The organism is Frigoribacterium sp. UYMn621 (genome assembly GCF_040549525.1).
In the GTDB taxonomy this organism is placed as follows: Bacteria; Actinomycetota; Actinomycetes; order Actinomycetales; family Microbacteriaceae; genus Lacisediminihabitans.
Genome location: NZ_JBEPTM010000005.1, coordinates 19,513 through 45,570, shown reverse-complemented (window position 1 = coordinate 45,570; position 26,058 = coordinate 19,513). Strand labels below are relative to the sequence as shown.

The 26,058-nt window shown below is 66.5% G+C and carries 26 protein-coding genes; 4 read left to right on the top strand and 22 right to left on the bottom strand.

Features of this window, described 5'->3' with window-relative positions; genetic code table 11:
* Positions 1–24: 24 nt before the first annotated feature.
* The 9 genes from aroC to ABIB54_RS10080 form a co-directional block, all read right to left on the bottom strand.
* Positions 25–1,239: a chorismate synthase gene (gene aroC, locus ABIB54_RS10120; protein ID WP_354575400.1), complete on the bottom strand. Its 1,215-nt coding sequence runs from the start codon at positions 1,237–1,239 to the stop codon at positions 25–27.
* A 35-nt stretch (positions 1,240–1,274) separates the two neighbouring features.
* Positions 1,275–2,111: a shikimate dehydrogenase gene (locus ABIB54_RS10115; RefSeq protein WP_354575399.1), complete on the bottom strand. Its 837-nt coding sequence runs from the start codon at positions 2,109–2,111 to the stop codon at positions 1,275–1,277.
* A complete protein-coding gene (gene mltG / locus ABIB54_RS10110; RefSeq protein WP_354575398.1) occupies positions 2,108–3,385 on the bottom strand; it encodes an endolytic transglycosylase MltG in 1,278 nt (425 codons plus the stop codon). Before mltG ends, ABIB54_RS10115 begins: the two co-directional genes overlap by 4 nt.
* A gap of 2 nt (positions 3,386–3,387) precedes the next feature.
* Positions 3,388–3,849, bottom strand: a complete 462-nt coding sequence (ruvX, locus tag ABIB54_RS10105; RefSeq protein WP_354575397.1) for a Holliday junction resolvase RuvX — start codon at positions 3,847–3,849, stop codon at positions 3,388–3,390.
* 2 nt (positions 3,850–3,851) lie between these two features.
* Positions 3,852–6,506, bottom strand: a complete 2,655-nt coding sequence (gene alaS, locus ABIB54_RS10100) for an alanine--tRNA ligase (RefSeq protein ID WP_354575396.1) — start codon at positions 6,504–6,506, stop codon at positions 3,852–3,854.
* Positions 6,507–6,566: 60 nt separating this feature from the next.
* Positions 6,567–6,788 (bottom strand): hypothetical protein, encoded by a 222-nt coding sequence (locus tag ABIB54_RS10095; RefSeq protein ID WP_354575395.1) that lies wholly within the window; start codon positions 6,786–6,788, stop codon positions 6,567–6,569.
* Between the two features lie 58 nt (positions 6,789–6,846).
* The gene (locus ABIB54_RS10090) at positions 6,847–7,212 is read right to left on the bottom strand and encodes a DUF948 domain-containing protein (RefSeq protein ID WP_354575394.1); all 366 of its coding nucleotides are present in this window, start codon (positions 7,210–7,212) and stop codon (positions 6,847–6,849) included.
* A gap of 106 nt (positions 7,213–7,318) precedes the next feature.
* Entirely contained in the window at positions 7,319–7,948 is a 630-nt protein-coding gene (gene rpsD / locus ABIB54_RS10085) for a 30S ribosomal protein S4 (protein WP_185200678.1), read from the bottom strand.
* A gap of 186 nt (positions 7,949–8,134) precedes the next feature.
* On the bottom strand, positions 8,135–9,469 hold the full coding sequence (locus ABIB54_RS10080; RefSeq protein WP_354575393.1) for a replication-associated recombination protein A: 1,335 nt from the start codon (positions 9,467–9,469) through the stop codon (positions 8,135–8,137).
* Between the two features lie 117 nt (positions 9,470–9,586).
* Between ABIB54_RS10080 and ABIB54_RS10075 the strand changes: the two genes are divergently transcribed.
* From ABIB54_RS10075 to ABIB54_RS10065, 3 genes are all read left to right on the top strand, one after another.
* Positions 9,587–10,405 carry a peptidylprolyl isomerase gene (locus ABIB54_RS10075; protein ID WP_354575392.1) on the top strand — a complete coding sequence of 273 codons (819 nt, stop codon included), beginning with the start codon at positions 9,587–9,589 and terminating at the stop codon, positions 10,403–10,405.
* 50 nt (positions 10,406–10,455) lie between these two features.
* Positions 10,456–11,685: a DUF349 domain-containing protein gene (locus ABIB54_RS10070; protein WP_354575391.1), complete on the top strand. Its 1,230-nt coding sequence runs from the start codon at positions 10,456–10,458 to the stop codon at positions 11,683–11,685.
* Positions 11,686–11,778: 93 nt separating this feature from the next.
* Positions 11,779–12,378 carry a type IV toxin-antitoxin system AbiEi family antitoxin gene (locus ABIB54_RS10065; RefSeq protein ID WP_354575390.1) on the top strand — a complete coding sequence of 200 codons (600 nt, stop codon included), beginning with the start codon at positions 11,779–11,781 and terminating at the stop codon, positions 12,376–12,378.
* A 5-nt stretch (positions 12,379–12,383) separates the two neighbouring features.
* Here ABIB54_RS10065 and ABIB54_RS10060 read toward each other — a convergent pair whose 3' ends face one another.
* From ABIB54_RS10060 to ABIB54_RS10020, 9 genes are all read right to left on the bottom strand, one after another.
* Positions 12,384–14,675, bottom strand: coding sequence for a RelA/SpoT family protein (locus tag ABIB54_RS10060; RefSeq protein ID WP_354575389.1), 2,292 nt, complete (start codon positions 14,673–14,675; stop codon positions 12,384–12,386).
* 90 nt (positions 14,676–14,765) lie between these two features.
* Positions 14,766–15,101, bottom strand: a complete 336-nt coding sequence (locus tag ABIB54_RS10055) for a rhodanese-like domain-containing protein (RefSeq protein ID WP_354575388.1) — start codon at positions 15,099–15,101, stop codon at positions 14,766–14,768.
* Between the two features lie 24 nt (positions 15,102–15,125).
* On the bottom strand, positions 15,126–16,136 hold the full coding sequence (secF, locus tag ABIB54_RS10050; RefSeq protein ID WP_354575387.1) for a protein translocase subunit SecF: 1,011 nt from the start codon (positions 16,134–16,136) through the stop codon (positions 15,126–15,128).
* On the bottom strand, positions 16,136–17,923 hold the full coding sequence (secD, locus tag ABIB54_RS10045; RefSeq protein ID WP_354575386.1) for a protein translocase subunit SecD: 1,788 nt from the start codon (positions 17,921–17,923) through the stop codon (positions 16,136–16,138). Before secD ends, secF begins: the two co-directional genes overlap by 1 nt.
* A gap of 97 nt (positions 17,924–18,020) precedes the next feature.
* Positions 18,021–18,437, bottom strand: a complete 417-nt coding sequence (yajC, locus tag ABIB54_RS10040; RefSeq protein ID WP_354575385.1) for a preprotein translocase subunit YajC — start codon at positions 18,435–18,437, stop codon at positions 18,021–18,023.
* A 72-nt stretch (positions 18,438–18,509) separates the two neighbouring features.
* Positions 18,510–19,541, bottom strand: a complete 1,032-nt coding sequence (gene ruvB / locus ABIB54_RS10035) for a Holliday junction branch migration DNA helicase RuvB (RefSeq protein WP_354575384.1) — start codon at positions 19,539–19,541, stop codon at positions 18,510–18,512.
* Entirely contained in the window at positions 19,538–20,152 is a 615-nt protein-coding gene (gene ruvA / locus ABIB54_RS10030) for a Holliday junction branch migration protein RuvA (protein ID WP_354575383.1), read from the bottom strand. The genes ruvB and ruvA overlap by 4 nt, the downstream gene beginning before the upstream one ends.
* A complete protein-coding gene (gene ruvC / locus ABIB54_RS10025; RefSeq protein WP_354575591.1) occupies positions 20,149–20,727 on the bottom strand; it encodes a crossover junction endodeoxyribonuclease RuvC in 579 nt (192 codons plus the stop codon). The genes ruvA and ruvC overlap by 4 nt, the downstream gene beginning before the upstream one ends.
* A gap of 31 nt (positions 20,728–20,758) precedes the next feature.
* Entirely contained in the window at positions 20,759–21,520 is a 762-nt protein-coding gene (locus ABIB54_RS10020; protein WP_354575382.1) for a YebC/PmpR family DNA-binding transcriptional regulator, read from the bottom strand.
* 78 nt (positions 21,521–21,598) lie between these two features.
* On the opposite strand from ABIB54_RS10020, the gene ABIB54_RS10015 reads away from it, so the two are divergent.
* A complete protein-coding gene (locus ABIB54_RS10015) occupies positions 21,599–21,871 on the top strand; it encodes a DUF2277 domain-containing protein (RefSeq protein WP_354575381.1) in 273 nt (90 codons plus the stop codon).
* A gap of 109 nt (positions 21,872–21,980) precedes the next feature.
* On the opposite strand, the gene pdxT is transcribed toward ABIB54_RS10015, so the two are convergent.
* The 4 genes from pdxT to thrS all read right to left on the bottom strand — a co-directional run bounded on the left by pdxT (position 21,981) and on the right by thrS (position 26,049).
* Positions 21,981–22,583 (bottom strand): pyridoxal 5'-phosphate synthase glutaminase subunit PdxT, encoded by a 603-nt coding sequence (pdxT, locus tag ABIB54_RS10010; RefSeq protein WP_354575380.1) that lies wholly within the window; start codon positions 22,581–22,583, stop codon positions 21,981–21,983.
* Positions 22,573–23,475, bottom strand: a complete 903-nt coding sequence (pdxS, locus tag ABIB54_RS10005) for a pyridoxal 5'-phosphate synthase lyase subunit PdxS (protein ID WP_354575590.1) — start codon at positions 23,473–23,475, stop codon at positions 22,573–22,575. Before pdxS ends, pdxT begins: the two co-directional genes overlap by 11 nt.
* Positions 23,476–23,561: 86 nt before the next feature.
* Positions 23,562–24,095: an HIT family protein gene (locus ABIB54_RS10000; protein WP_354575589.1), complete on the bottom strand. Its 534-nt coding sequence runs from the start codon at positions 24,093–24,095 to the stop codon at positions 23,562–23,564.
* 37 nt (positions 24,096–24,132) lie between these two features.
* Positions 24,133–26,049, bottom strand: a complete 1,917-nt coding sequence (thrS, locus tag ABIB54_RS09995; RefSeq protein WP_354575588.1) for a threonine--tRNA ligase — start codon at positions 26,047–26,049, stop codon at positions 24,133–24,135.
* Between the last annotated feature and the right edge of the window lie 9 nt (positions 26,050–26,058).

The window sequence follows — 26,058 nt, the reverse complement described above, 5'->3', positions numbered from 1 at the left end:
GGCCCGGTTCGGGAGTGCGGTTGATCACGAGCCGAGGAGGAGGTTCGACTCCTGAGTCGTCGAGAGATTGGCCGGGATCGCCGCCAGGTAGCCGTCCCTGTTGCGTTTCGTCTCGGCCACGGAGTCGCCGCCGAACTTCTCGAGTACAGCGTTGGCGAGCACCAGTGCGACCATCGCCTCGGCGACGACGCCGGCGGCCGGAACCGCGCAGACGTCCGAACGCTGGTGATGTGCCTCCCCCGCGGCGGAGGTGGCGATGTCGACGGTTCGAAGAGCGTGCGGCACCGTCGAGATCGGCTTCATTGCCGCGCGAACCCGCAACACCGTTCCCGTGCTCATGCCCCCTTCCGTGCCACCGGCGCGGTCGGTGGAGCGACTGATGCCGTCCGCGGTCTGGAAGAGCTCGTCATGCGCCTCCGAGCCGCGTCGCGCGGCCGTGAGGAAGCCATCGCCCAGTTCGACGCCCTTTATCGCCTGGATGCCCATGAGGGCCGCCGCCAGCTGGGAGTCGAGTCGACGGTCCCAGTGCGTGTAGGAACCGAGGCCCGGCGGCAGGCCGTAGGCCAGTACCTCGACCACGCCGCCGAGAGTGTCGCCGTCTTCGTGCGCGGCATCGACCTCAGCCACCATCCGCACGGAGGTCTCCGGGTCGAAGCAGCGCAGCGGATCCGCGTCGAGGGCCGCGACATCCGCGAATCCGGGAAGGGCGGAGCCCTCCGGAACGCGCGTCCCACCGATCGAGAGGGTGTGGGAGACGAGTCGGATCCCGAGCTCGCCCAGAAAGGACCTGGCGACCGCACCGAGCGCGACCCGTGCCGCGGTCTCGCGTGCACTCGCCCGTTCGAGCACGTTCCGCGACTCGTCGAAACCGTACTTCTGCATGCCGACCAGGTCGGCATGTCCCGGCCTCGGACGGGTGAGCGGCGCCCCGCGGCCCTTCGGCAGCGAATCGAGGTCCACCGGCTCTGCGCTCATCACATCGACCCAGCGTGGCCATTCCGTGTTGCCGATCCGCAGGGCGACGGGGCTGCCCATCGAGAGTCCGAAGCGGATGCCGCCACTGATCGTGAGCGCATCCTGTTCGAACTTCTGGCGGGCGCCCCGGCCATAGCCGAGCGTGCGACGGTGCAGATCCTCCTGGATCGCCGCCAGTGAGACCGGCACTCCGGCCGGCAGGCCCTCGAGGATCGCGATCAATTCGGGACCGTGCGATTCCCCTGCGGTCAACCATCGAAGCATAGGAGAATCCTCCCACAGGCTCGGCCGCGTTCCGGTCAGACGCCGACTGCCTCGCGCATCGCCGCAAGGACCGCTGCCTCTCGGGGCAGGATGCGGTCGGGCCCACCGCCGACGAAGATTCGCACCTGAAGAAGTGCCTGGTTGACGAGCATCTCGATCCCGGGGATCACCCGTCCGCCCGCCTCGAGCCAGCTCGCCGCGAGAGCCGAGGGCCATGGGTCATAAGCCACGTCGAAGAGCACCGAGGAAGCCCGAACGGAGCTCTCGAAGCGATATTCGTGATCCGCGCCGCCGGGCAGTGTGCTGATCACGGCATCCGGCCGTATGCCGTCATCGATGCCGTCGGGATGGGCGGCGTGCACATCGATCCCGAGCTCCTCACCGAGGTCGAACAGCGCGATGAGCTTCGGTGCCGAGCGGGTGGAGACGACGACCCGTCGGGCGCCGAGCTGGGCAACGGCGACGAGGGCGGATGCCGCGGTCGCGCCGGCACCGAGCATCCGCACGCTGGTGAGACGCGCAACGCCGGCATCCCGGAAGGCCTCGAGGATTCCGAAGACGTCGGTGTTGAATCCGTGAATGGACGGGCCGTGCGCCCCTTCGCGGAACAGCACGGTGTTCGCTCCCCCGGTGAGTTCGGCGTAACTGTCGGCGTCGGTGAGCAGGGGCATCACGTCGCGTTTGAGCGGCATGGTGAGGGACAGCCCGCGCCAGTCGGCCCCGCAGGCTCCGATGAAGGCGGGGAGCCCGGCGGATGTCACCTCGATGGCCTCATACTCCCAGTCGAGCCCGAGTACCGCGTAGGCGGCCCGGTGCAGGGCCGGTGACTGGGAGTGCGAGATCGGGGATCCCAGCACAGCGAGTCTCGTCAATTGCAGCCCCCCGGATTCGCCTTCAACCAGGCACCGAGCTGCGCGTTCGCGGCCTGGTGCTGGGCGAAGGTGTCGGAGAAGGCGGTCTCCCCGGTGGAGCAGTTGACAACCACGAAGTACAACCAGCTACCCGGTGTGGGGTGCAGGGTCGCATCGATCGCCTGATCGCCGGGGTTGGAGATCGGGCCGATCGGCAGTCCGGGGTTGGCGTAGGTGTTGTAGGGGTTGCTCTTATCGGCGCGCTGGGCGGCAGTTGTCTCGATGCTCGATGACCCAGCCCCGTAGGCCACGGTGGCGTCCGACTGCAGGTTCATCCCCTTGGCGATGCGGTTGTCCCACACCTGCGCCACCTTCGGGAAGTCGGCGACGGGGCCACCCTCCTTCTGGGTGAGGGCCGCGAGGGTGAGCACGCGGTGTCGGTCCGCCGGGGCCACTCCGGCGGCATCCAATCGCTTGAACATCTCCGTGACGAAGACCTGCAGGATCTGGTGCGCCGTCTGTCCGGGCTCCAGGACGTAGGTCGCCGGAAAGAGGTAGCCCTCGAGGCTCGGAGCCGCAGCGGGCAGACCGAAGGATGTGTAGTCCGCGGCAGCGGCCTCCAGCTGGGCCTGGGTGACTCCGGTGCTCTCGCTGAGGTTCGCGAGTCGTGCGATGACGCCCTTCACGGTGATGCCCTCGGGGAAGGAGACACGGGTGGAGACCTTATTGGCCGGATCCACGAGCGCCGCGAGTGCAGCCTTGGCGCTCATGTGGCTCTTCAGCTGGTAGCTGCCGGGGACGAAGGTCACCGGAGGCTGCTGCACGAGCAACAGTTTGTAGAACGCGGCCGAGGTCTTCGTGACCCCCTTCGCGGCCAGAGTCTTCGCGACATCCCCGCCGATCTGCCCGTTCTCGATCGTCACGACGACCTTCCCGGTGCCTCCACCGGTGTAGTCGATGGGCGGTTCGATCCCGAGTACCTTCTGGATCTGCGGCTGGAAGTTCACCCAGACGGCGGTCGTCACGACCCCGAGCACGACCACGATCGAGAGCAGGACCCACAGCCACGCGAGGCTGCGGCGAGGTTTCTTGCGCGGTGCGAGCCCGTATTCGTCGACCGGCTCGCCTCGCGAGGAGCGGTCACGGCGTGCAGCGGGTTCCCGAGTGGCGCGGCCACGCGGCGCTGCCTGTTCGCGGGCCTCCCGACGGCTCCGCGGAGCGGCGGCGGGGACCTCGGCTCCGTTCGGCGGGGGTTGCGACGAGAAGATCTCGTCCCAGCTTGGCTCATCGGCCACGGTTACCGTCCTTCGTGCGGGACGACGATCGCACCCGGCAGACGTCCGCCGGTGCGCTCAGCGTCGAGGGCATGTTGCAAAATTATCACGGCGGCCACCTGGTCGATCACGGACCGTGAGGTGCGGGAGTTGCGCCCGGACGCCCGCAGAGCGCGCGTCGCCGACACCGTCGAGAGCCGCTCGTCGACCATCCGTACCGGGATGTCACCCGCCTCGGCCACACGCTGGGCGAAGTCGCGGGCATCCTGGGTGGAAGCCGAGTCGCCGCCCGAGAGAGCGAGGGGCAACCCGATCACGATCTCCACCACGGATCGTTCGCTCGCCTCGACCATGATGGCCGCGATATCACCGTCGCCGCGAGGCACCGTGCTCACCGGGGTCGCGATCATGCCGTGCGGATCGCTCGATGCGACACCGATGCGCACTTTCCCCACGTCGATGCCGAGACGAACGCCCGTTCGCACCGCTACCTCGGAAGTCCGGCCGCGATGGCGTCGAGGGCGGTCCCGATCTCGGCGAGGTTCGAGCCGCCGCCCTGGGCCAGATCGTCCTTGCCGCCGCCGCCACCACCGAGGATGCCCGCGGCTGTCTTCGCGAGAGCGCCGGCCTTCGCGCCGAGGGCACGTGCCGCCTCGTTGGTCGCAACGATCACCGCCGGCTTGCCCGCGACATCTGCCGCGAGTGCCACGACCGCTGCGTCGCTCCCGAGTCGACTGCGCACCGTGGTGACCAGTAGACGGAGATCGTCGGACGATGTCAGGGCACCGACGTTCGTGATCACGGCGGTAACGGCACCCACCCGGCTCGCCGTGGCGAGCAGGCCGGGCACGCGCTCGGTGAGGGCCGCCTGCTCGAACTCGGCGATGCGCTTCTCCGCGCTCTTCAGGCTCGCAAGCAACTCCGAGATGCGCGTCGACACCTGGTCACGCGGCGTCTTGAGGGTTGATGTCAGCTCATTGACAATTGCGCGCTCGGTGGCGAGATCTCGGAATGCCTCGCGACCGACCAGGGACTCGATGCGGCGATTGCTCGACCCGACGGAGGCTTCGCTGATCACGTTGATCAGGCCGATCTCCGCGCTCCGAGCCACGTGGGTACCGGCGCACAGCTCGAGCGACCATGGGCCGCCGATCTCGACGACCCGCACCTCCTCGCCGTACTTCTCGCCGAACAGGGCCATGGCGCCGAGCGCCCGCGCCTCGTCGAGGGGAAGGATGCGGGTCGTCACCTCGAGGTTCTGTCGCACGGCGTCGTTGGCGATGTCTTCGATCTCGGTGCGGGTCTCGAGCGACAGCGGCTTGCTCCAGTTGAAGTCCAGCCGCATGTAGCCGGCGCGGTTGTCGGACCCGGCCTGGTGGGCATCCGGGCCGAGCACCTCCCGCAGGGCAGCGTGGATGAGATGGGTCGCGGAGTGCGCCTGGGTCGCGCCGCGTCGATAGTCGCGATCGACGACGCTCGTCGCCGCCTCCCCCACGCCGACCTCACCGCTGCGCACCTGCACCCGGTGACTGACGAGCCCCTTGACCGGCCGTTGCACGTCGAGCACTTCGAGGTCGAAACCGGTGCCGACGATGCTTCCGGCATCAGCTTCCTGGCCACCGGACTCCGGGTAGAGCGAGGTCTCCGCGAGGATCACCTCGGCGATATCCCCGGCGACAGCTTTCGACACCGACACCCCGTCGACGATGAGGCCGAGGATGGTGCTGTCCGTGTCGAGGTGGTCGTAGCCGGTGAAGATGGTCTCGCCCTCCGCGCGGAACGCGCTGTACACCGAGAGGTCGGCAAGCAGTGTCTTTTTGGCCTTGGCATCCGCCTTCGCCATGGTGCGCTGCTCGAGCATCAGGGCGTCGAAGGCGTCGCGGTCGACGCTGAGGCCCGCCTCCTCCGCCATCTCGAGGGTGAGATCGATGGGGAATCCGAAGGTGTCGTGCAACAGGAACGCGGTGTCACCGGCGAGCTGCTTCGATCCGGCCCCCTGCGTCTTCGTCACCGCGAGGTCGAGGATGCTCGTGCCGCTGGCCAGCGTGCGAAGGAAGGTCTCCTCCTCGGCCGTCGCGAGGTTGCGGATGCGGTCGTAGTCGGTCTCGACCTCCGGGTACGCCGCCTTCATCGCATCCTTCGAGGCAGAGAAGAGCTCGGTGAAGGTCGGCGCATCCACGCCGAGCAGACGCATCGACCGCACGGTGCGGCGAAGGAGACGGCGCAAGATGTACCCGCGCCCCTCGTTCGACGGCGTGATGCCGTCGGACATGAGCATGAGCGCGGACCGTACATGGTCGGCGACGATGCGCATGCGCACGTCGTCGTCGTGCACCGCACCGTAGCGACGCCCCGAGAGGGTCGCGGCGAGGTCGAGGACCGGGCGCACCTGGTCGATCTCGTACATGTTCTCGACGCCCTGCTTGAGGAAGGCGACCCGCTCGAGACCCATGCCGGTGTCGATGTTCTTCTTGGGCAGGTCGCCGAGGATCTCGAAGTTCTTTCCGGATCCCGGTCCGCGCAGGTACTGCATGAAGACCAGGTTCCAGATCTCGACGTAACGGTCGTCATCCGTCGCTGGCCCGCCGTCGATGCCGTATGCGGGCCCACGGTCGAAGAAGATTTCGGAGCACGGCCCTGCCGGGCCGGGCTGACCCGTCGACCAGTAGTTCGTGTCCATGTCGAGCCGCTGGATGCGCTCCTCCGGCAGTCCGGCGATCTTCTTCCAGAGGCCGAATGCCTCGTCGTCGTCCTTGTAGACCGTGACCCAGAGGTCCTTCTCCTGGAAGCCGTAGCCGCCATCCGCTTCCGAGCTCGTCAGCAGGTCCCAGGCGTAGGTGATCGCCTGCTCCTTGAAGTAATCGCCGAAGGAAAAGTTGCCATTCATCTGGAAGAAGGTGCCGTGCCGTGGCGTCTTGCCCACTTCCTCGATGTCGAGGGTGCGAATGCACTTCTGCACACTCGTGGCGCGGGGATACGGCGCGGGCACCAGCCCGGTGAGGTACGGCACGAACGGCACCATGCCAGCCACCGTGAACAGCAGTGTGGGGTCGTCACTGACGAGAGAGGCGGAGGGGACAACGGTGTGGCCGCGCTCGGCGAAGAAGTCGAGCCAACGGCCCCGGATGTCAGCGGTCTGCATGGTGTCCTGAAGTCAGGGCGGGCCCGTCCGGGCCGCCGAGGGTGGAGAGAGAGGTCTGGTTCAGCGTGCGGTGAACTCGGAGAGCGCATCGCCGGCGTCGCCGACGGCCGCACGAAGCTCGGCTTCGCGTTCCTTGTAGCCGTCAACGACGGCGTTCGAGAATTCGTGAGCGCGACTGTCGACGTCTTCGAAGAACCGCTTTCCCTCGGGGGTCCTGTTGATCTGGTGGGCGGCGACGAATCCCAGCCCGACGCCGACGATGAGCCAGAGGATGTTCTTCATGGGTGCTCCCTAGATGAATTGCGGATGCTTCGGGCGCTGCGGATGGATCAGCTCGAGTTTACTTCGCGCGCGATTTGGGCTTCAGTGCACCGAGTGCGACTTTCACCGCTGCCGAGAATCCCGCGAGCTTGATGAGCGGTCCGCCGACCGTCGCCGCTGTCAGCGCGATGAGCGAGGTGATGTTGCCGGTGGCCTCCGCGACCCCCTTGGTGATGGTGTCGACCCTGGCGAGTTGCTTATTGGTCTCGGAGATCGTCGTGGTGGCCTCCTCGAGAATAGGGGTGACATGGGTTCCGAGGTCGCGGATGGCCGTTCCGGCCTCGTCGAAGACGCGTCCGAGCTTCACCAGCGGAATTGCCATGATGCCGACGAGCACCGCGAAGACTCCCGCGGCTATCAGTCCGGCGATATCGCCACCACTCATGGGGTGCACCAATCAGTTGTTTAACGAAGGAGGAGCGGACCATCCGAGGATGATCCGCTCCCACAATACCGGTGGTCGAGTAGGACGCTCAGCGCCCGTATCGAGACTAGCGAGCCGCGTAGTACTCCACGACGAGCTGGACTTCACAGGTCACGGGAACCTCGGCACGCTTCGGGCGACGCACGAGGCGGGCCTGCAGCTTGTCGATCTCGACCTCGAGGTACGGCGGCGTCTTCGGAAGCACGTCGACGTGACCGCCGGCAGCGGCGACCTGGAACGGCTCCATGCCCTCGCTCTTGGCGTGCACGTGGATGAGCTGTCCCGGCTTGACGCGGAACGACGGACGGTCGACACGCTGGCCGTCGACCAGGATGTGGCGGTGAACGATCATCTGGCGGGCCTGGGCAGTGGTGCGCGCGATGGCGGCACGCACGATGAGGGCGTCGAGACGCATCTCGAGCTGCTCGACCAGGTTCTCACCGGTCAGGCCTGCGGCGCGACGAGCTTCTTCGAACTGGATCTTGAGCTGAGCCTCACGGATGCCGTACTGGGCACGCAGGCGCTGCTTCTCGCGAAGACGAACGGCGTAGTCGCTGTCGGTCTTGCGCTTGGTGCGGCCGTGCTCCCCCGGAGGGTACGGGCGCTTCTCGAGGTACTTGGCGGCCTTCGGCGTGAGCGGGATGCCCAACGCACGCGACAGGCGCGTCTTGCTACGGGTACGTGACTGGGTAGACACGGATTCCTTTCGATTCTCTTCGCCCCCACGAAACGGATGTGCACCGTGGAGGCCCGTGCGTGAGCGCGGACAGGTTGGGAAGAGGGGTTCGGCCCGGGATTACTCCCCAGGGCCACAGAGCATCCTAACAGAAGGCCGGATGCTGGTCGAGTAGGGCGCGCAGCGCCCGTGTCGAGACCCCGGCCGTCACTCCCCGCGGATGATGCGGCGCAACTTCTCGAGGCGCGCCTTCACTTCCCTCTCGTTGCCGTGCTCGGTGGGAGTGTAGTAACGGGTGTCACGCAATTCGTCCGGGAGGTACTGCTGCTGCACGACCCCCAACTCGGAGTCGTGGGAGTACTTGTAGCCCTTGCCGTGGCCGAGCTTCTTGGCCCCGGCGTAGTGCGCGTCCCTCAGGTGTTTGGGCACGCGACCGATCTTGCCGGCGCGCACATCGGCGATCGCGGCATCCAGTGCCATGTAGGCGGCGTTGGACTTGGGCGCCGTCGCGAGGTAGACAACGGCCTCGGCGAGCGGGATGCGCCCCTCGGGCATTCCGACGTACTGCACAGCGTCGGCGGCCGCCACCGCGATGAGCAGGGCCTGCGGGTCGGCGATCCCGATGTCTTCCGCGGCGCTGATCATGACCCGCCGGGAGATGAACCGCGGATCCTCCCCCGCCTCGATCATCCGGGCGAGATAGTGCAGCGCCGCATCCACGTCAGAGCCCCGGATCGACTTGATGAACGCGCTGATCACGTCGTAGTGCTCGTCGCCGTTGCGGTCGTACCGCAGCAGCGCCCGGTCGACGGCCATCGCCACGATGTCTGCGGTCACGACCGGTTTCTCGTCGTCCTCGCTGGTCGACGATGCCGACAGCGCCGCGGCTTCGAGAGCCGTGAGGGCGCGCCGGGCATCTCCGGACGCGAGGCGGATGATGAGCGCTCGCGCCTCGTCCTCGAGCACGACCCTGTCGGCGAGCCCGCGCGGATCCACCACGGCGCGGTCCACGAGCGTAGCGAGGTCTTCATCGCTCAGCACCTCGAGGGTCAGCAGCAGCGAACGCGACAGGAGCGGCGAGATCACCGAGAAGGAGGGATTCTCTGTCGTGGCCGCCACCAGGATGACCCACCCGTTTTCCACCCCCGGGAGCAGCGCATCCTGTTGCGCCTTGGTGAAACGGTGGATCTCATCAAGGAAGAGCACGGTGGACACGCCGTAGAGGTCTCGTGACGACATGGCCTGCTCCATGACCTCTCGCACGTCCTTCACGCCGGCGTTGACGGCGGAGAGCTCCACGAACTTGCGGCCGGAGGAGTGCGCGATGGCCTGGGCGAGGGTCGTCTTCCCCGTTCCGGGTGGTCCCCAGAGGATGACCGAGGTCGCGCCCTGCTCCCCCGTCTTGTCCGAGGCGAGGCTGACGAGAGGCGAGCCTGGCGTGAGCAGATGGCGCTGGCCGGCGACTTCGTCGAGGCTGCGCGGACGCATCCGCACCGCGAGTGGGGTCGCGCCGGCGCGCAGTCCGATCCGGGCATCCACCATGAAGGCAATGGTAGTTCGCGCCGCCGACCATCATCGGTCGCGGCCGGGCACGCGTCAGCTACAGTGCAGGAGGACATTCCCTGCCGCGACTGCGGCACCGAGCTCGAAGGACCAGCCGTGGCAGCAAGCAAGAACGCCGAGCGGGACGCGCGCGAGGCCCGCGAACGTCTCCGCCGCTACAACGCCCGGCAGTCCGTTCACAGTCTCCAGGTCTCCCGGCGCCGGCGCGACAACGTCGTCGCCATCGTCGGCGTCGTCGTGATCGCAGCCCTCGCCACCCTCACGCAGGTCTTCTACTTCACGGCCGGGCCCGGGATGCCCGCGCCGAGCGCCTCGGCCAGCCCGGCCGCCTCGGCATCGCCCTCGGCCAGCCCGGCCGCGGGAAAGAACGTGGGCGATGTTCCGGCCAAGACGATCGCTGAGGATCGCACCTGGACCGGTGACATCAGCCTCAATGATGTGAAGCTGGGAATCTCGCTCGACGGGGCGAAGGCCCCGCAGGCGACGTCGGTCTTCATCGACCTCGCGAAGAAGAGCTTCTATACGACGACCGGGGCGACCTGCCACCGCCTCACGAACGGTGATTCGTTCAAACTCATCCAGTGCGGTTCGGTCGATGGTAAGGGCGCCGGCGATGTGGGCTTCAGCTTCGGACCGCTCGAGAATGTGCCCGCCGACGGCGTGTATCCCGCCGGGACCATCGCGATGGCCCGCGGGGACTCCGCCTACTCGCAGAGCAGCCAGTTCTTCATCACCTATGCCGACACGAATCTGCCCACCACGACCGGGGGATACACCATTTTTGGGAAGGTCACGAGCGGCCTTCCCGACTTTGTGAGCCGGATCGCCGATGCCGGCGTCACCCCCTCCGCGAGCGGCCCATCCGATGGCGCTCCCGTCGTTCCGACGAAGATCACGCAACTGACCGTGCAATAGGCTGGTGGTCGGCCATTCCACAGCATGGCCGACAAGCAAAGGTGAGACTTTTGGCGACAGACGAACAGGCTCCATGGGGCCGCGTTGACGAGACCGGCACCGTATTCGTGCGGGACGGCGAGGGCGAACGCGCGGTGGGGCAGTATCCCGACGGCACGGCGGAAGAGGCTCTCGGCTACTTCCAGCGCAAATTCGTCGAGTTGGCCGGCCAGGTGACGCTGCTCGAACAGCGCATCAAGCGCGGCACGGCGGCATCGGATGTCGCGAAGACGATCTCTGCGCTCAAGACCACGGTGGCCTCGGCCAATGCCGTGGGCGACCTGCCCTCTCTCACGAAGCGACTCGATGCGCTCGACGGCGCCGTCAGCGAACTCACCGAGAAGCAGACCGCCGAGACGAAGGCGGCAACCGAGGCGGCTCTCGCCGAACGGGAGGCCCTCGTCGTCGAAGCCGAGAAGCTCGCCGCGCAGGACCCGGCCAAGGCCCAGTGGAAGCAGGTCAGCGCCACCCTCGACGAGATCTTCGCACGCTGGCAGAAGCACCAGGCAGACGGCCCCCGTCTGCCCAAGAACGAGAGCAACGAGCTGTGGAAGCGATTCCGGGCGGCTCGAACCATCATCGAGACGCACCGCAAGGCCTTCTTCGCGGAACTCGATTCCGTGCACAAGGACGCGCGCAACAAGAAGCAGGAGCTCGCCGAGAAGGCAGAGGCCCTCATCCCCAAGGGCCTCGATGGCATTCCGGTCTACCGCACCCTTCTCGACGACTGGAAGGCCGCCGGCCGTGCCGGTAAGAAGTTCGATGATGCCCTCTGGCTGCGCTTCAAGGCGGCCGGAGACGCACTGTATTCGGCGAAGTCCGAGATCGACGCCAAGGACAACGAGGAATTCAGCGCCAATCTCGAGCTGAAGCTCGCTCTTCTCACCGAGGCCGAGCCGCTCGTGACCGAGACCGATCGGGTGAAGGCGAAAGACGCGCTCCTGTCCATCCAGCGCCGCTGGGACGCCATCGGCAAGGTGCCGCGCGACAGGGTGAAGCCGATCGAGGATCGCTTACGCAAGGTCGAGACCGCGGTGCGCAAGCTCGACGAGGACCACTGGCAGAAGAGCAATCCCGAGCGGATCGCGCGAGCCGAGGGGCTCGCCGGCCAGTTGCAGGATGCCATCGCCAAGCTCGAATCCGAGCTCGCCGACGCGAAAGCCGGCGGCGACGCCAAGAAGGTCGCGGCTGCCGAGGAGGCCCTTGCGGCTCGCAAGGCCTGGCTGAAGGCGATCGGCTAACGCCCCTCCCCCGCTCCACGCTCGGGCAGCGACTGTCCACAGATCGGGCTGCGCACCCGATGCGGTCCGATGGCATCAGCAACGATGGCTGGCATGTCCCGCTTGCCGTCCGTGCTCTTCCACTCGGATCTCCCCCAGGCGGAGCTCCACGCGGCCAAGCTGGACGGTGAGCTCTATCGTGTCGACCAGTGCTTCAGCCCCATCGACGAGATCGAGTCACGCCTTCTGCGGGCGCGCGCCCTGTTCCTGACCATCCCACCACGACTCATCGTGGAGCAGCGCAGTGCGGCCTGGGTCTACGGCGCGGCCCGACTGCCGACCCGGCACCAATTCTGCGCGGACATCACCGCCCGGGTGCGACCGGCGACCCTGGTTGCGCTGAGCGTTCGGGAGGTGGTGATCGACGAGGAGGACCTCGAGCACATCGCGGGACTGGCGGTGACAACCCCGGTGCGCACCGTCGTCGACCTCGCCCGAAACAGCCTCAGCTTCGACGACGTGGAACTGGATGTGATCGGCTCGTTGATGCGGATCGAGCGGTTCGGGCTCGATGAATGCCGCGCCGTTCTCGACCGCCGCCGCAACCTGCCCCATAAGACCCTCGCCGTCGAGAGGATAAGCGAGGCGCTGCGACGGATCCAGTCGGTCCAGCCGCCGCCGGATCCAGTGACCCCGGTATTCAGCGGCCCCTGAGGGGCTTAGCCCCCGTTGACCCGGTAGACGTCGTAGACCGCGTCGATGCGCCGAACGGCATTGAGCACGGCATCCAGATGCGTCGTGTCACCCATCTCGAAGACGAAGCGGCTGAGGGCCAGACGATCACTGGAGGTCGACACCGAAGCCGACAGAATGTTGACATGGCTCTCGGACAGCACGCGGGTCACATCCGAGAGGAGTCCGGCGCGGTCGAGCGCCTCGACCTGGATCTGCACAAGGAAGATGCTCGACGACGTCGGCGCCCATTCCACGTCCACCATGCGCTCTGGCTCGGTGAGGAGTGAGGCGACATTGTGGCAGTCGGTCTTGTGCACCGAGACACCGGATCCCCGGGTGACGAATCCGACGATGTCGTCGCCCGGTACCGGCGTGCAGCACTTGGCGAGCTTCACGAGGATGTCGGGGGCTCCGCGCACGAGCACGCCGGAGTCGCTGTTGCGTAACTGCTTGCTGCGCCCCTTGGTGGGGAACGGGATCTCGGCGTCTTCGGTCTCCGCCTCGGTGTGCAGAGTGCCGAGCACCTTCTCGATCACCGACTGGGTGGAGACGTGTCCCTCCCCCACGGCGGCGTAGAGCGCCGAGATGTCCTCGTAACGCATCTGGGCCGCGACCTCGTTGAACGAGTCCTGGTTCATCAGCTTCTGGAGCGGCAGATTCTGCTTACGCATGGCGCGCGCGATCGCATCCTTGCCCTGCTCGATCGCCTCGTCGCGTCGCTCCTTGGTGAACCACTGCTTGATCTTGTTCCGCGCGCGGGGACTCTTGACGAAGTTGAGCCAGCCCTGGCTCGGTCCGGCATCCGGGCTCTTCGAGGTGAAGATCTCGACGACATCACCGGAGTTGAGCGTGCTCTCAAGGGGCACCAGCCGGCCATTGACCTTTGAGCCCATGGTGCGGTGACCGACTTCGGTGTGCACGGCATAGGCGAAGTCGACCGGGGTCGCACCCGCGGGCAGGCCGATGACCTTCCCCTGCGGGGTGAAGACGTAGACCTCCTTCGCGCCGATCTCGAAGCGCAGTGAGTCGAGGAATTCGTTGGGGTCGGCGGTCTCGGCCTGCCAGTCGGTGATGTGCGCCAGCCACGCCATGTCTCCGTCGTCGCTCGTCTCGCTCGACGAGCCCTTGCCGTTGACGCGCTCCTTGTACTTCCAGTGCGCCGCGACACCGAACTCCGCGCGCTGATGCATCTCATCGGTGCGGATCTGGATCTCCACCGCACGGCCCTTCGGCCCGATCACCGTGGTGTGAAGCGATTGGTACAGGTTGAACTTGGGGGTCGCGATGTAGTCCTTGAAGCGACCGGGAATGGGGTTCCACCGTGCGTGGATGGACCCGAGCACCGCGTAACAGTCGCGAACGGATCCCACGAGCACACGGATGCCGACCAGATCGTAGATCTCGTCGAACTCACGGCCGCGCACGATCATCTTCTGGTAAATCGAGTAGTACTGCTTGGGCCGACCGACGACCTTGCCCTTGATCTTCGAGGCCTTGAGATCGTCTTTGACCGAGTCGATGACCTGTTGCACGAACTCTTCACGCTGCGGAGTGCGCTGCTTGACCAGGTTCTCGATCTCGATGTACAGCTTCGGGTAGAGCACCGCGAAGGAGAGATCCTCCAGCTCCCACTTGATGGTCTGGATGCCGAGCCGGTGCGCGAGCGGGGCGTAGATCTCCAGAGTCTCCTGGGCCTTGCGGGTGGCGGACTCCGCCGGCACGAAACCCCAGGTGCGAGCGTTGTGCAGCCGGTCGGCGAGCTTGATGACGAGGACGCGGATGTCTTTCGACATCGCCACGACCATCTTGCGCACGGTCTCCGCCTGCGCGCTGTCGCCGTACTTGAGCTTGTCGAGCTTGGTGACGCCGTCCACCAGCATCGCGATCTCGTCGCCGAAATCCCGTCGAAGCAGGTCGAGCGAATAGTCGGTGTCTTCGACGGTGTCGTGCAACAGGGCGGCCGCAAGGGTCTTCGGGCCGATGCCGAGGTCGGCCAGAATCTGGGCGACCGCAACCGGATGTGTGATGTACGGCTCGCCGCTGCGACGCTTCTGGCCGCGGTGGGCGCGCTCGGCGGCGACGTAGGCGCGCTCGATGATGCTCACGTCGGCCTTCGGATGATGCATCCGTGCCGTCTTGATCAGACGGTCGACCGCCCCGGTGGGCTGGGCCTTGGAGAAGATGCGCGGCAGAAGCGTGCGAAGCGAACCGGTGGTGGGGCCGTTCGAACCCGGGGTGGGAGGCGCAGAGGGTCCGGACGTCGTCGTATCAACCATCAGCGTTCCTCCTGCAGCAAAACTATCACCGCGCGGATGCTGCACTTCGCAGGTTCGCTCACGGCACGATGCTCCGGCTGCGCGACGGGCTCACTCGACGCGAGCCGTGTCCGTTCCGTCTGAGGCCAGGGGTCCATCGTCGGCCGACCACGCGAGCATGCCGCCCGAAACGTTCACCGCATCCACTCCGGACTCCGCCAGCGCGGTTGCCGCTCGAAGCGAACGCCCACCCGAGAGGCACACGACGAGCACCTGCCGGTCTGTTGGCACCTCGGCCAGGCGCGCTCCGAGCTCCGACAGGGGCACCAGGTGGGCGGATGGCGCGTGGCCGCGGTCCCACTCGTCCTTCTCCCGCACGTCGAGCAACCAGGTGCCGCCCTCGCTCAGAGTGATCGCTTCGCTCGCGGTGACTGACGGTACGGCCATGGTCTGCCCTTTCGACGATTGTTGCTACTTGACGGGCGCGATGCTGGCTTCGCGCACCGTGAGGGTGCGCTTGTCGCGCTTCTTGATGGCTTCCTCACCGCTGCGCAGCTGGGCGTACAGCGGTGCGGCGATGAAGATCGTCGAGTAGGTTCCGACGATGATGCCGATAAAGAGGGCGAGCGAGATGTCCTTCAGCGTGCCGGCGCCGAGCACGAACGCGCCGATGAAGAGGATCGAGCCGACGGGCAGGATCGCGACCACCGAGGTGTTGATCGAGCGGACGAGGGTCTGGTTCACCGCGAGGTTGACGGACTCTGCGAAGGTGCGGCGCGACTCCGCGCCATCCTCGCCCGTGTTCTCCCGGATCTTGTCGAAGACCACGACGGTGTCGTAGAGCGAATAGCCGAGGATGGTCAGGAAGCCGATCACCGCCGCGGGGGTGACTTCGATATGGAACACCCCGTACACCCCGGCGACGATCACCAGGTCATGCAGGAGCGCGGTGATCGCCGCGACCGACATCTTCCACGTGCGGAAGTAGAGGGCCATCACGATCGCCGCCAGGATGACGAAGACGATCAGTCCCGTGAGGGCCTGTCTCGTGATGTCCTGCCCCCAGGTGGCGCCGATGAAGGAGGTCGTCACCTCGGAATCCTTGATGTTGTAGGCCTTCGCGAGGGCCTGCTGGATGGCGACACTCTGCGAACTCGTGAGCTGGTCGGTCTGTACGCGCACCGACGAGGCAGAGCCCACGAGCGTCACCCGGGGGTTGGAGCCCGGTTCGACGGCGAGCACGGTGTCCTGGGCGAGGGTCTGAGCCTTGGTCGAGTCGAGGCCCGCCGAGCTGGAGATCTGGAACTGAGAACCACCGAGGAACTCGATACCGAAGAGGAATCCGCCCCGGAATATCGGCACGACGATCACGATCAGAATCAGGACGGCGGAGATGCCGTACCAGATCTTGCGCTTGCCGATGATGTCGTACGAGCGCTTGCCCGTGTAGAGGTCGTTTCCGAACTGCGAGAAGCTGGCCATCAGGAATCCTTCCCGTCGGTTTTCGTAGAGGAAGTGCTGGAGCCGGGCTTCTTCGCTGTGGCAGCGGGCTTCTTGGTACCGGGCTTGGTCGCCTCGAGCTCCGCGGCTTTGCGTTCGGCGATGGTCTGGCGCTTCTGTGCCTCTTTGCTGACCGAAGCCTTCTTTGCGGCAGACACCGCGGTCGGCTCGCGGAAGGTCGCGCGTCCGCGGTAGACGGCGCCGAGCGCGCGCGGGTCGAGTCCGCTGAATCGGTGGCCCTCGCTGAAGTACTTGCGCCGGGAGATCAACTGCAGCATCGGGTGGGTGAAGAGGGCGACGACCACGAGGTCGACGAGGGTCGTGAGGCCGAGTGTCAACGCGAAACCCTTCACGTTTCCGACCGCGAGGATGAAGAGGATCGCGGCGGCGAGGAAGTTGACGGTGTCCGAGGCGATGATCGTGCGGATGGCGCGCTTCCAGCCCGCTTCCACCGCCGACTCGAGCGCACGGCCGTCTCGCAACTCGTCGCGTATTCGCTCGAAGTACACGATGAAGGAGTCGGCGGTGATACCGATCGCCACGATGAGACCGGCGACACCGGCCAGCGACAGACGGTAGCCCTGTCGCCACGAGAGCAGGTCGACGATGAGGAAGGTGATGGTCGCGGCGACGACGAGCGAGGCGACGGTCACGAGGCCGAGGGTGCGGTACTGCAGCAGCGAGTAGAGCACGACGAGCACGAGTCCGATGAGCCCGGCGAGCAGTCCGCTCCGCAGCTGGCTGGCCCCGAGGGTGGCGGAGATGCTGTCGTTGCTCTGCACCTTGAAGCCGATGGGGAGGGCGCCGAACTTGAGCTGGTCAGCAAGGGTCTTGGACGACTCCTGGGTGAATGATCCGGTGATCTGCGGCTTACCGTTGCTGATCACCGCGTTCGTCGTCGGCGCCGAGATGACGCGCCCGTCGAGCACGATGGCGAACTGGTTGCGAACGCCGGTGAGCGCGTTCAACCGTGTCGTCACCTTTGCGAACTCCTCGGTGCCCTTGCTGTTGAAGACGATGTTGACCGCCCACTGGCCGGTGCTGATCCCCTGGCTGTTCGAATTGAGACCGTTGGTGGCGTCGGAGATCGTCTCCCCCGCGACCTCGACGGGACCGAGGATGTACTTGGACTGCTGGCGTCCCGCCTGCACGACATCACACGTGATGAGCGGTTTGTCGGCGGGGGCGACGTTGGTCTTGGCCGCCTCGACCTTGTCGCAGGTGAAGTCGTCGAACTGCTTCTGCAGGGCGGGCGTCACATAGGACAGATCGCTGCCGTTGGTCGGGCTCGCGGTCGGCGTCGACTGAAGCGGGGCTTCCGAGGCACCGGGGGTGGGAGTGGGCGTCGGGGTGCCGACCGCACTCGTGGCCGCGGCATTCGACACCAGAACGGCCCGGAACTCGAGCTTCGCTGAGGATTCGATTCGATTGATGGTGGCCTGGTCAGGGGTGCCCGGAAGGGACACCACCACGTTCGACGAACCCTGCGTGTTGATCTCTGCCTCTGACACGCCGCTCGCGTCGATGCGCTGACGGATGATCGCCACGGCCTGGTCGAGCTGCTCGGTCGTGGGATTGGCCGCGCCATTGGCCACCTGCGGCGTGAGGATGATCTGCGTGCCGCCCTCGAGGTCGAGGGCCAGCTTCGGAAGCCAGGAGCCTCCCGCGAAGATGGCGGCGTACCCGTTGAGGCCCGCGAGCCCCGCAACGATGATCAGCAGCCAGGTCAGCGACCTCAGGGCCTTCTTGACCGGGGTCGTTCTTGCCACGGGAGACTCAGCTTTCTACGCGCGCGACCCGGATCAACGACCGGGCACACAGGAGGCTCGCGCACAGGTCATGCGCGAGCACACATCAGGTTAGTGGTTAGTCGTCGGTCTTCTTGGGCGTTGCCTTGCGTGCGGGCTCCGCCGCCTCCGGCTCGACACGCTCACCGAATTCGGGGTCTCCCATGACGATGGCGCTGTCTTCGTTCAGCTGTACCGAATCCGTGGCGTCGTCGCCCTCCGATGCATCCGGCGTCTCGTCCTCGACGGCCTTGAGGATCGTCTGACGGTGGATCTTCAGCACGGTGCCCGGGGTCGTCTCGATGAGGGCCATGTTGGTGTCTTCATCGATCGAGAGGATCGTGCCGTAGAGGCCGTAGTTCGTCATGATCTCGACGCCGGGCGCGATCGCCGCCTGGCGGGCGGCGGTCTCCTTCGCACGCTTACGAGAGGAGCGGAACTGGAAGAAGACGAACACCGCGAGCGCGACAGCGATGAGAATGAGTGTGGGATCCATGGGGAAAGAGCCTTTCAGGGGCGTGTTGAGAACACGGGGAGTCTAACCCTGCGCACTGTGACCAGCTTCCGATTATAGGTCATCGCCGAACAGCGCAGACTCGACTCGAGGGATGCCGAAGTGCGCCCAGGCCTGCTTCGTCGCCACCCGCCCGCGGGGGGTGCGGGTGATCAGTCCGATGCGCACGAGGAAGGGTTCGACCACCGATTCGATCGTCTCCGCCTCCTCCCCCACCGACACGGCGAGGGTGTTGAGACCCACCGGTCCGCCGTCGAATCGGGTGAGGATGATCTCCATCACCGCCCGGTCGAGCCGATCGAGGCCAAGAGCGTCGACGTCGTAGAGCTCGAGGGCAGCGTGCACGGCCTCGATGCCCGCCGTGCCACGCACGAGCGAGTAGTCCCGCACCCGGCGCAACAGCCGATTCGCGATCCGGGGCGTGCCTCGACAACGGCCGGCGATCTCGGCGAGGGCCTCCCGCTCCATCCGCAGGTCGAGGAGGGACGCCGCGCGGGTGAGCACCTGCTCCAGCTCCCGCTCGGAGTAGAACTCGAGATGCGCGGTGAATCCGAACCGGTCTCGCAACGGGTTGGGCAGCATTCCCGAGCGTGTCGTCGCGCCGACCAGCGTGAATGGAGCCAGATCGAGCGGGATGGAGGTCGCTCCCGCTCCCTTGCCCACCATGATGTCGATGCGGAAGTCCTCCATCGCGAGGTAGAGCATCTCCTCCGCGGAGCGCGCCATCCGATGGATCTCATCGATGAAGAGGATCTCCCCCGGCACGAGCGAGGAAAGCACGGCGGCGAGGTCTCCGGCGTGCTGGATGGCCGGTCCGCTGGACATGCGCAGGGGGCGACCGCTCTCCTCGGCCACGATCATCGCGAGGGTCGTCTTGCCGAGGCCGGGTGGGCCGGCGAGAAGGATGTGGTCCGGGGTGCGATTCTGCAGGGTCGCCGCCTGCAACAGCAGCTGCAGTTGCGCCCGCACCTTGGCCTGGCCGACGAACTCGGCGAGGGTACGGGGGCGCAGGGCTCCCTCGAAGGCGAGCTCGGCATCCGACTCGAGGGTCGGCCTCACGATGGCGACGGAGGGATCATCCGTCATCGGGTGCCCACCTTCTGCGGGCCCAGCTGGGTGAGCGCGAGTCTCAGGAGCGTCGCGACCGATGACGATTCGGCGGCGGATGCTTCGGCAAGCGCGTCATCGACCGCTTGTGCGGCGATCTTCTCCGACCAGCCGAGGCCCACGAGCGCAACGAGCACGCTGTCCCCGACGGATGTCGCCGACGGGGCTGTTCTCGCGGCCGGGGACGGGGCGATCTGCATCTTGCCGGCGAGGGAGAGCACGATGAGCTTGGCCGTCTTCGGGCCGATCCCGGAGACCTTGCGGAACGCGGAGTCGTCCTCGGTCGCGACGGCGGAGGCCACCTGGCCGGGGGTGAGGACGGCGAGCACCCCCATGGCAGACTTCGGTCCCACGCCCGTGACGCCGCGCAGGAGATCGAAGACCGCGAGTTCGTCCGAGTCGACGAATCCGAACAGCGACAAATCGTCCTCGCGCACGATGAGAGCGGTGCGCACGATCGCCTCGGCGCCGACCCGCAGGCTGAGGGCGTGCTGGGGGGTCACGGTGACGGCGAGACCGACCCCTCCGACCTCGATGACCACGGTCGTTCCGGTGACGCCGAGCACTGTGCCGCGCACCGAGGAGATCATGATCCCAGCCTACGTTTGAGGGCCGACTTCGCGGCGGAGCGCTCCGCGGCGAGCCATGTCTCCTGCGCCTTGGTGAGCGATCCGCCGGGAACGGCGACGGTCGCGCCACGCTTCCAGGCATGGCAGATCGCGATGGCGAGGGCATCCGAGGCATCGGCGGGCTTCGGCAGCTCATCCAGCCCCAGCACCTTCGCCACCATGGTGGCGACCTGCTTCTTGTCGGCCGAGCCGTAGCCCGTGATGGCTGACTTCACCTCCGACGGTGTGTGGAGCCCGACCGCGAGTCCGCGCTTGGCAGCGAGATGCAGGGCCACCCCGCTGATCTGAGCGACGCCCATCACGGTGCTGAGGTTCTGCTGCGCGAAGACCCGTTCGATCGCCACAGCCTGCGGCCGGTGCAGGTCGAGCAGGCGCTCGATCTCGTCTCCGACCAGCAGAAGGCGCTGTTCGAGAGGCAACTCCGTGCCGCTTCGGATCACGACGACGTCGACGAGGGTCGCCCGCCGGGTCGGGGTGACATCGACGATGCCGACACCGCACCGGGTGAGCCCCGGGTCGATGCCGAGCACACGGATGGTGGCGCCATTCGGAGCGACCACCGGGGAGCTACTCCTCGTCGTCGAGCTCGGCCTGCACGTCGGCCGGCACGTCGAAGTTGCCGTAGACGTTCTGTACGTCGTCGTTGTCGTCCAGGGCGTCGATGAGGCGATAGATCTTGCGCGCCGTCTCCGCGTCGACCTCGATCGTCAGCCCGGGCACGAACTCGACGTCGGCGGAGTCGTACTCGATGCCGGCATCCTGCAGCGCGGTGCGCGCCGCGACCATGTCGTGGGGCTCGGTGATGATCTCGAAGCCTGCCCCGCGGTCGTTGACCTCTTCTGCGCCGGCATCGAGCACGGCGGCGAGGATGTCATCCTCGGTGACGCCGTCGGTCTTGGTCACGGAGACCACACCCTTGCGACTGAAGTTGTAGGCGACGCTGCCCGGATCACCCATGGTGCCTCCGTTGCGGGTCATCACGGTGCGCACATCGGCCGCTGCGCGGTTCTTGTTGTCGGTGAGACACTCGATCAGCAAGGCGACGCCGCCCGCCGCGTAGCCCTCGTACATGATGGTCTGGTAGTCGACGGCTTCGCCGAGCTGGCCCGATCCGCGCTTGACCGCCGAGTCGATGTTCGAGTTCGGCACAGATGTCTTCTTCGCCTTTTGGATGGCGTCGACCAGAGTCGGATTGCCGGCGAGGTCTGCACCCCCGAGCTTGGCGGCGACTTCGATGTTTTTGATGAGTTTGGCGAACGACTTGGCACGGCGAGAGTCTTTGATCGCCTTCTGGTGCTTGGTGGTTGCCCATTTGGAGTGGCCTGACATGGTCAACATTCTATCCAGCGCCGGGATGAGGACCGGGACACTCTTGATCCGGATGCCCCGCGCGCTTAGCCTCGCTGCATGTGCCGAAACATCCACACTCTCCACAATTTCGAGCCCGCCGCCAATGACGACGAGGTTCGGGCAGCGGCGCTGCAATACGTGCGCAAGATCAGCGGCTCGACCAAGCCGGCGAAGGTCAACCAGGACGCGTTCGATCGGGCGGTACACGAGATCGCCCACATCACCCAGCACCTGCTCGAGGACCTGGTTGCCACGACTCCCCCGAAGGATCGGGAGGTCGAGGCCGCGAAGGCTCGCGAGCGCAACGCGAAGAGGTTCGCGACCGCCTGAGCCGGGGCTCGTGCGCGGCTGCAACCGTCAGACCGGGCCTTCGCGGACAAACGGGGCCGGCGTGCCGACCCGGTCTGTCCGAAACCGCCCGGATTGCCGGCAAACCGCCCTAACGGACCCCGCGCACCCGATCGAGGAAGTATTCGTGGAAACGGGTATCGCCGGTCATCTCGGGGTGGAATGAGGTTCCGAGCAGGTTGCCCTGCTCGACAGCCACCACACGGCCGTCCTCGAGAGTCGCCAGCGACACGACCGACTCCCCCACCCGCTCGACGACCGGGGCGCGAATGAACACCGCGTGCACCGGGGGATCTCCGAGGACGGGGATCGACAGGTCGGTTTCGAAGGAGTCACGCTGCGATCCGAAGGCGTTGCGACGCACCGAGATGTCGAAGCCGCCGAGGCTCTGCTGTCCGGCAATCGCGTCGAGCACCCGGTCGGCGAGCATGATCAGCCCCGCACAGGTGCCGTAGACCGGCAGGCCCGCACGGATGGCGTCCTTGAGGGGATCCGCGAGTCCGAACATGCGCGACAGCTTGTCCATCACGCTCGACTCGCCGCCCGGGATCACGAGGCCGCCCACCTGGGCGAGCTCTTCCGGGCGGCGGATCGCACGCGCATCCGCTCCGAGCGATTGGAGCACCGCGATGTGTTCGCGGAAATCGCCCTGGAGCGCGAGGACTCCGACTATCGGGGCCTGGCTACCAGCCACGTTCGGCGAGGCGGTGCGGAGCGGGAAGGTCTGACACGTTGATTCCCACCATCGCTTCGCCGAGACCGCGCGATGCGGCTGCCACCACCGAGGGGTCATCGAAGAAGGTGGTCGCCTTCACGATGGCGGCGGCACGGGCTTCGGGGTTGCCCGACTTGAAGACGCCGGAGCCGACGAAGACGCCGTCGGCGCCCAGCTGCATCATCATCGCGGCATCCGCGGGGGTGGCGACGCCACCGGCGGTGAACAGCACGACCGGCAGCTTGCCGGTGCGGGCGATCTCCAGAACGAGCTCGTAGGGCGCCTGCAGCTCCTTGGCCGCGACGTAGAGCTCGTCGTGGGTCTTCGCCGCGAGGGCGCGAATCTCAGCGGTGATGGTGCGGATGTGCTTCGTGGCCTCTGAGACGTCGCCCGTGCCGGCCTCGCCCTTCGAGCGGATCATCGCAGCGCCCTCGTTGATGCGGCGAAGCGCCTCTCCGAGGTTCGTCGCTCCACAGACGAAGGGAACGGTGAACGGCCACTTGTCGATGTGGTTCACGTAGTCCGCCGGCGAAAGCACCTCGGACTCGTCGATGTAATCCACGTTGAGGGTCTGCAGGATCTGCGCCTCGACGAAGTGGCCGATGCGCGCCTTCGCCATGACGGGGATCGAGACCTCGGCGATGATCGAGTCGATGAGGTCGGGATCGCTCATGCGGGCGACCCCACCCTGGGAGCGGATGTCCGCGGGAACGCGCTCGAGCGCCATGACCGCGACGGCCCCGGCGTCCTCTGCGATACGGGCCTGCTCAGCGGTGACGACATCCATGATGACGCCCCCCTTGAGCATCTCGGCGAGCCCGCGCTTCACGCGGCTCGAGCCAAGGTTTTCGGTGCTGCTGCTGGTGGTGATGTCGGTCACTTCTCGCCTCTCTGATACTTCGCAGGTGCCGCGAAGCGACCCCATTCTAAGCCGGGGATACTGAGCGTTGCCGTGGGTTACGGACGCGGCCAGGCCGCGGCGACCTCGGTGCGTACATCGCCGAGGAGTCGGGGCATGGCTTTGGTACCCGCGATGATCGGGAAGAAGTTCGAATCCTGCGCCCACCGGGGCACGATGTGCTGGTGCAGGTGTTCGGCGATCCCGGCACCGGCGATGCCGCCCTGGTTCATGCCGATGTTGAATCCATCGCAGTTGGCGGTGGCGCGCAACACCCGCATCGCGATCTGCGTAAGTGCCGCCATCTCGGTGACCTCCTCCTCGGACGCATCGGCATAGCTCGCGACGTGGCGGTACGGGCACACCAAGAGGTGACCGGCGTTGTACGGGAAGAGATTGAGAAGCACGAAGCAGGTCTTCCCACGGGCCACGATGAGGGCCTTCTCGTCGGTCATCGAGGGCGCGACACAGAACGGGCACTCGTCCTTGTGCGGTTGCGGTCCGGCCTTGATGTAGACGAGACGGTGTGGCGTCCACAGGCGTTGGAAGGCGTCGGGGACCGCGGCGAAATCCTCCGCTGACTCGATCTCGATGCCCTCGAACTCCTCGGGCCCGTAGGTGCCGGGCACCTCAGACCTGTGCCCGGGTCGCTATCGCCGTGGTGATCCTCTCGATCGCTTCCGCGATCGGCACGCCGTTGTCCTGATGGCCGTCACGATAGCGAAAGCTGACGGCGCCGGCAGCGCGATCCTCTTCACCGGCGATGAGCTGGAATGGCACCTTCAACTTGGTGTGGGTGCGGATCTTCTTCGGCATCCGGTCATTCGAGTCGTCGAGCTCTGCTCGCACTCCGGCCTCGCGCAACTGCCGGATGACGTCACCGAGATACTCCTCGTACTGCTCCGCCACCGGGATGCCGACCACCTGCACCGGCGACAGCCAGACCGGGAAGGCGCCGGCATAGTGTTCGAGCAGGATGGCGAAGAAGCGTTCGATCGATCCGAGGAGGGCACGGTGGATCATCACCGGCTGCTGGCGGGTGCCATCGGCCGCCGTGTACTCCAGCCCGAAGCGTTCCGGCTGGTTGAAGTCGAGCTGCACTGTGGAGAGCTGCCAGGTGCGCCCGATCGCGTCCCGAGCCTGCACAGAGATCTTGGGGCCGTAGAAGGCCGCGCCGCCGTGGTCGATCACGAATTCGAGTCCGGACTCGGTGGCCACCTGGCGGAGGGTCTCCGTCGCATCGTCCCACGCCTGATCGGTGCCGACGGACTTCTCGGGGTCGCGGGTGGACAGCTCGAGGTAGAAGTCGTCGAGACCGTAACCGCGCAGGGTCTCGAAGACGAAGTCGAGCTGGCTGGAGATTTCGCCCTTCACCTGCTCCGGCGTGACGTAGATGTGCGCGTCGTCCTGGGTGAGTCCGCGCACGCGAGTGAGGCCGGACAGTGTGCCGCTCTTCTCGTAGCGGTAGACGGTGCCGAACTCCGCGAGGCGCAGCGGAAGCTCGCGGTAGCTGCGTCCCCGAGCGCGGAAGATCAGGTTGTGGAACGGGCAGTTCATCGGCTTGAGGTAGTAATCCTGGCCCTGGCGGGTGACGTGACCCTCGTCATCCACCTCCTCGTCGAGATGCATCGCCGGGAACATGCCGTCCTTGTACCACTGCAGGTGCCCGCTGGTCTCGAACAGGCTGCCCTTGGTGATGTGCGGTGAATAGACCTGCTCGTAGCCGTTCGCGATGAGCCGGTCGCGCATGTAGTTCTCGATCTCGGCCCGGATGATTCCGCCCTTGGGGTGGAACACGGCAAGGCCGGATCCGATCTCCTCGGGGAAGGAGAACAGGTCGAGTTCGGCACCGAGCTTGCGATGATCGCGCTTGGCCGCCTCCTCCTGCCGGGTGATGTACGCGCGCAGGTCGTCCTTCGTGGCCCAGGCAGTGCCGTAGACGCGCTGGAGTTGCTTGTTCTTCTCGGAGCCTCGCCAGTACGCCGCGGCGCTGCGAGTGAGCGCGTAGCCGTTGCCGATCATGCGGGTGTTCGGCAGGTGCGGACCGCGGCAGAGGTCTTTCCAGACCGTCTCGCCGGTGCGGGGATCGACGTTGTCGTAGATGGTGAGTTCCGCGCCGCCGACCTCGACGGACTCGTTGTCGTCGGTGCCGCCGGAGCCCTCCGTCGGATGCCCCTTGAGCGCGATGAGTTCGAGCTTGTACGGCTCGTTCGCGAGCTCCGCACGCGCCTCGTCCTCGGTGACCACCCGTCGAACGAACCGCTGGCCCGCCTTGATGATGCGTTCCATGGCCTTGTCGATGGCCTTCAGGTCTTCCGGGGTCAGCGGGGTCTCGACATCGAAGTCGTAATAGAAGCCGTCGGTGATGGGCGGCCCGATGCCGAGCTTGGCCTCCGGGTTGATCGACTGCAGCGCCTGTGCGGCCACGTGGGCTGCAGAATGGCGCAGGATGCTCAGCCCGTCCGGGGACGAGAGCAGCACCGGTTCGACGATCTCGCCCTCGCTGACCGATGCCGCGAGATCACGCAGTTCCCCTCCGACCCGCATCGCAACGAC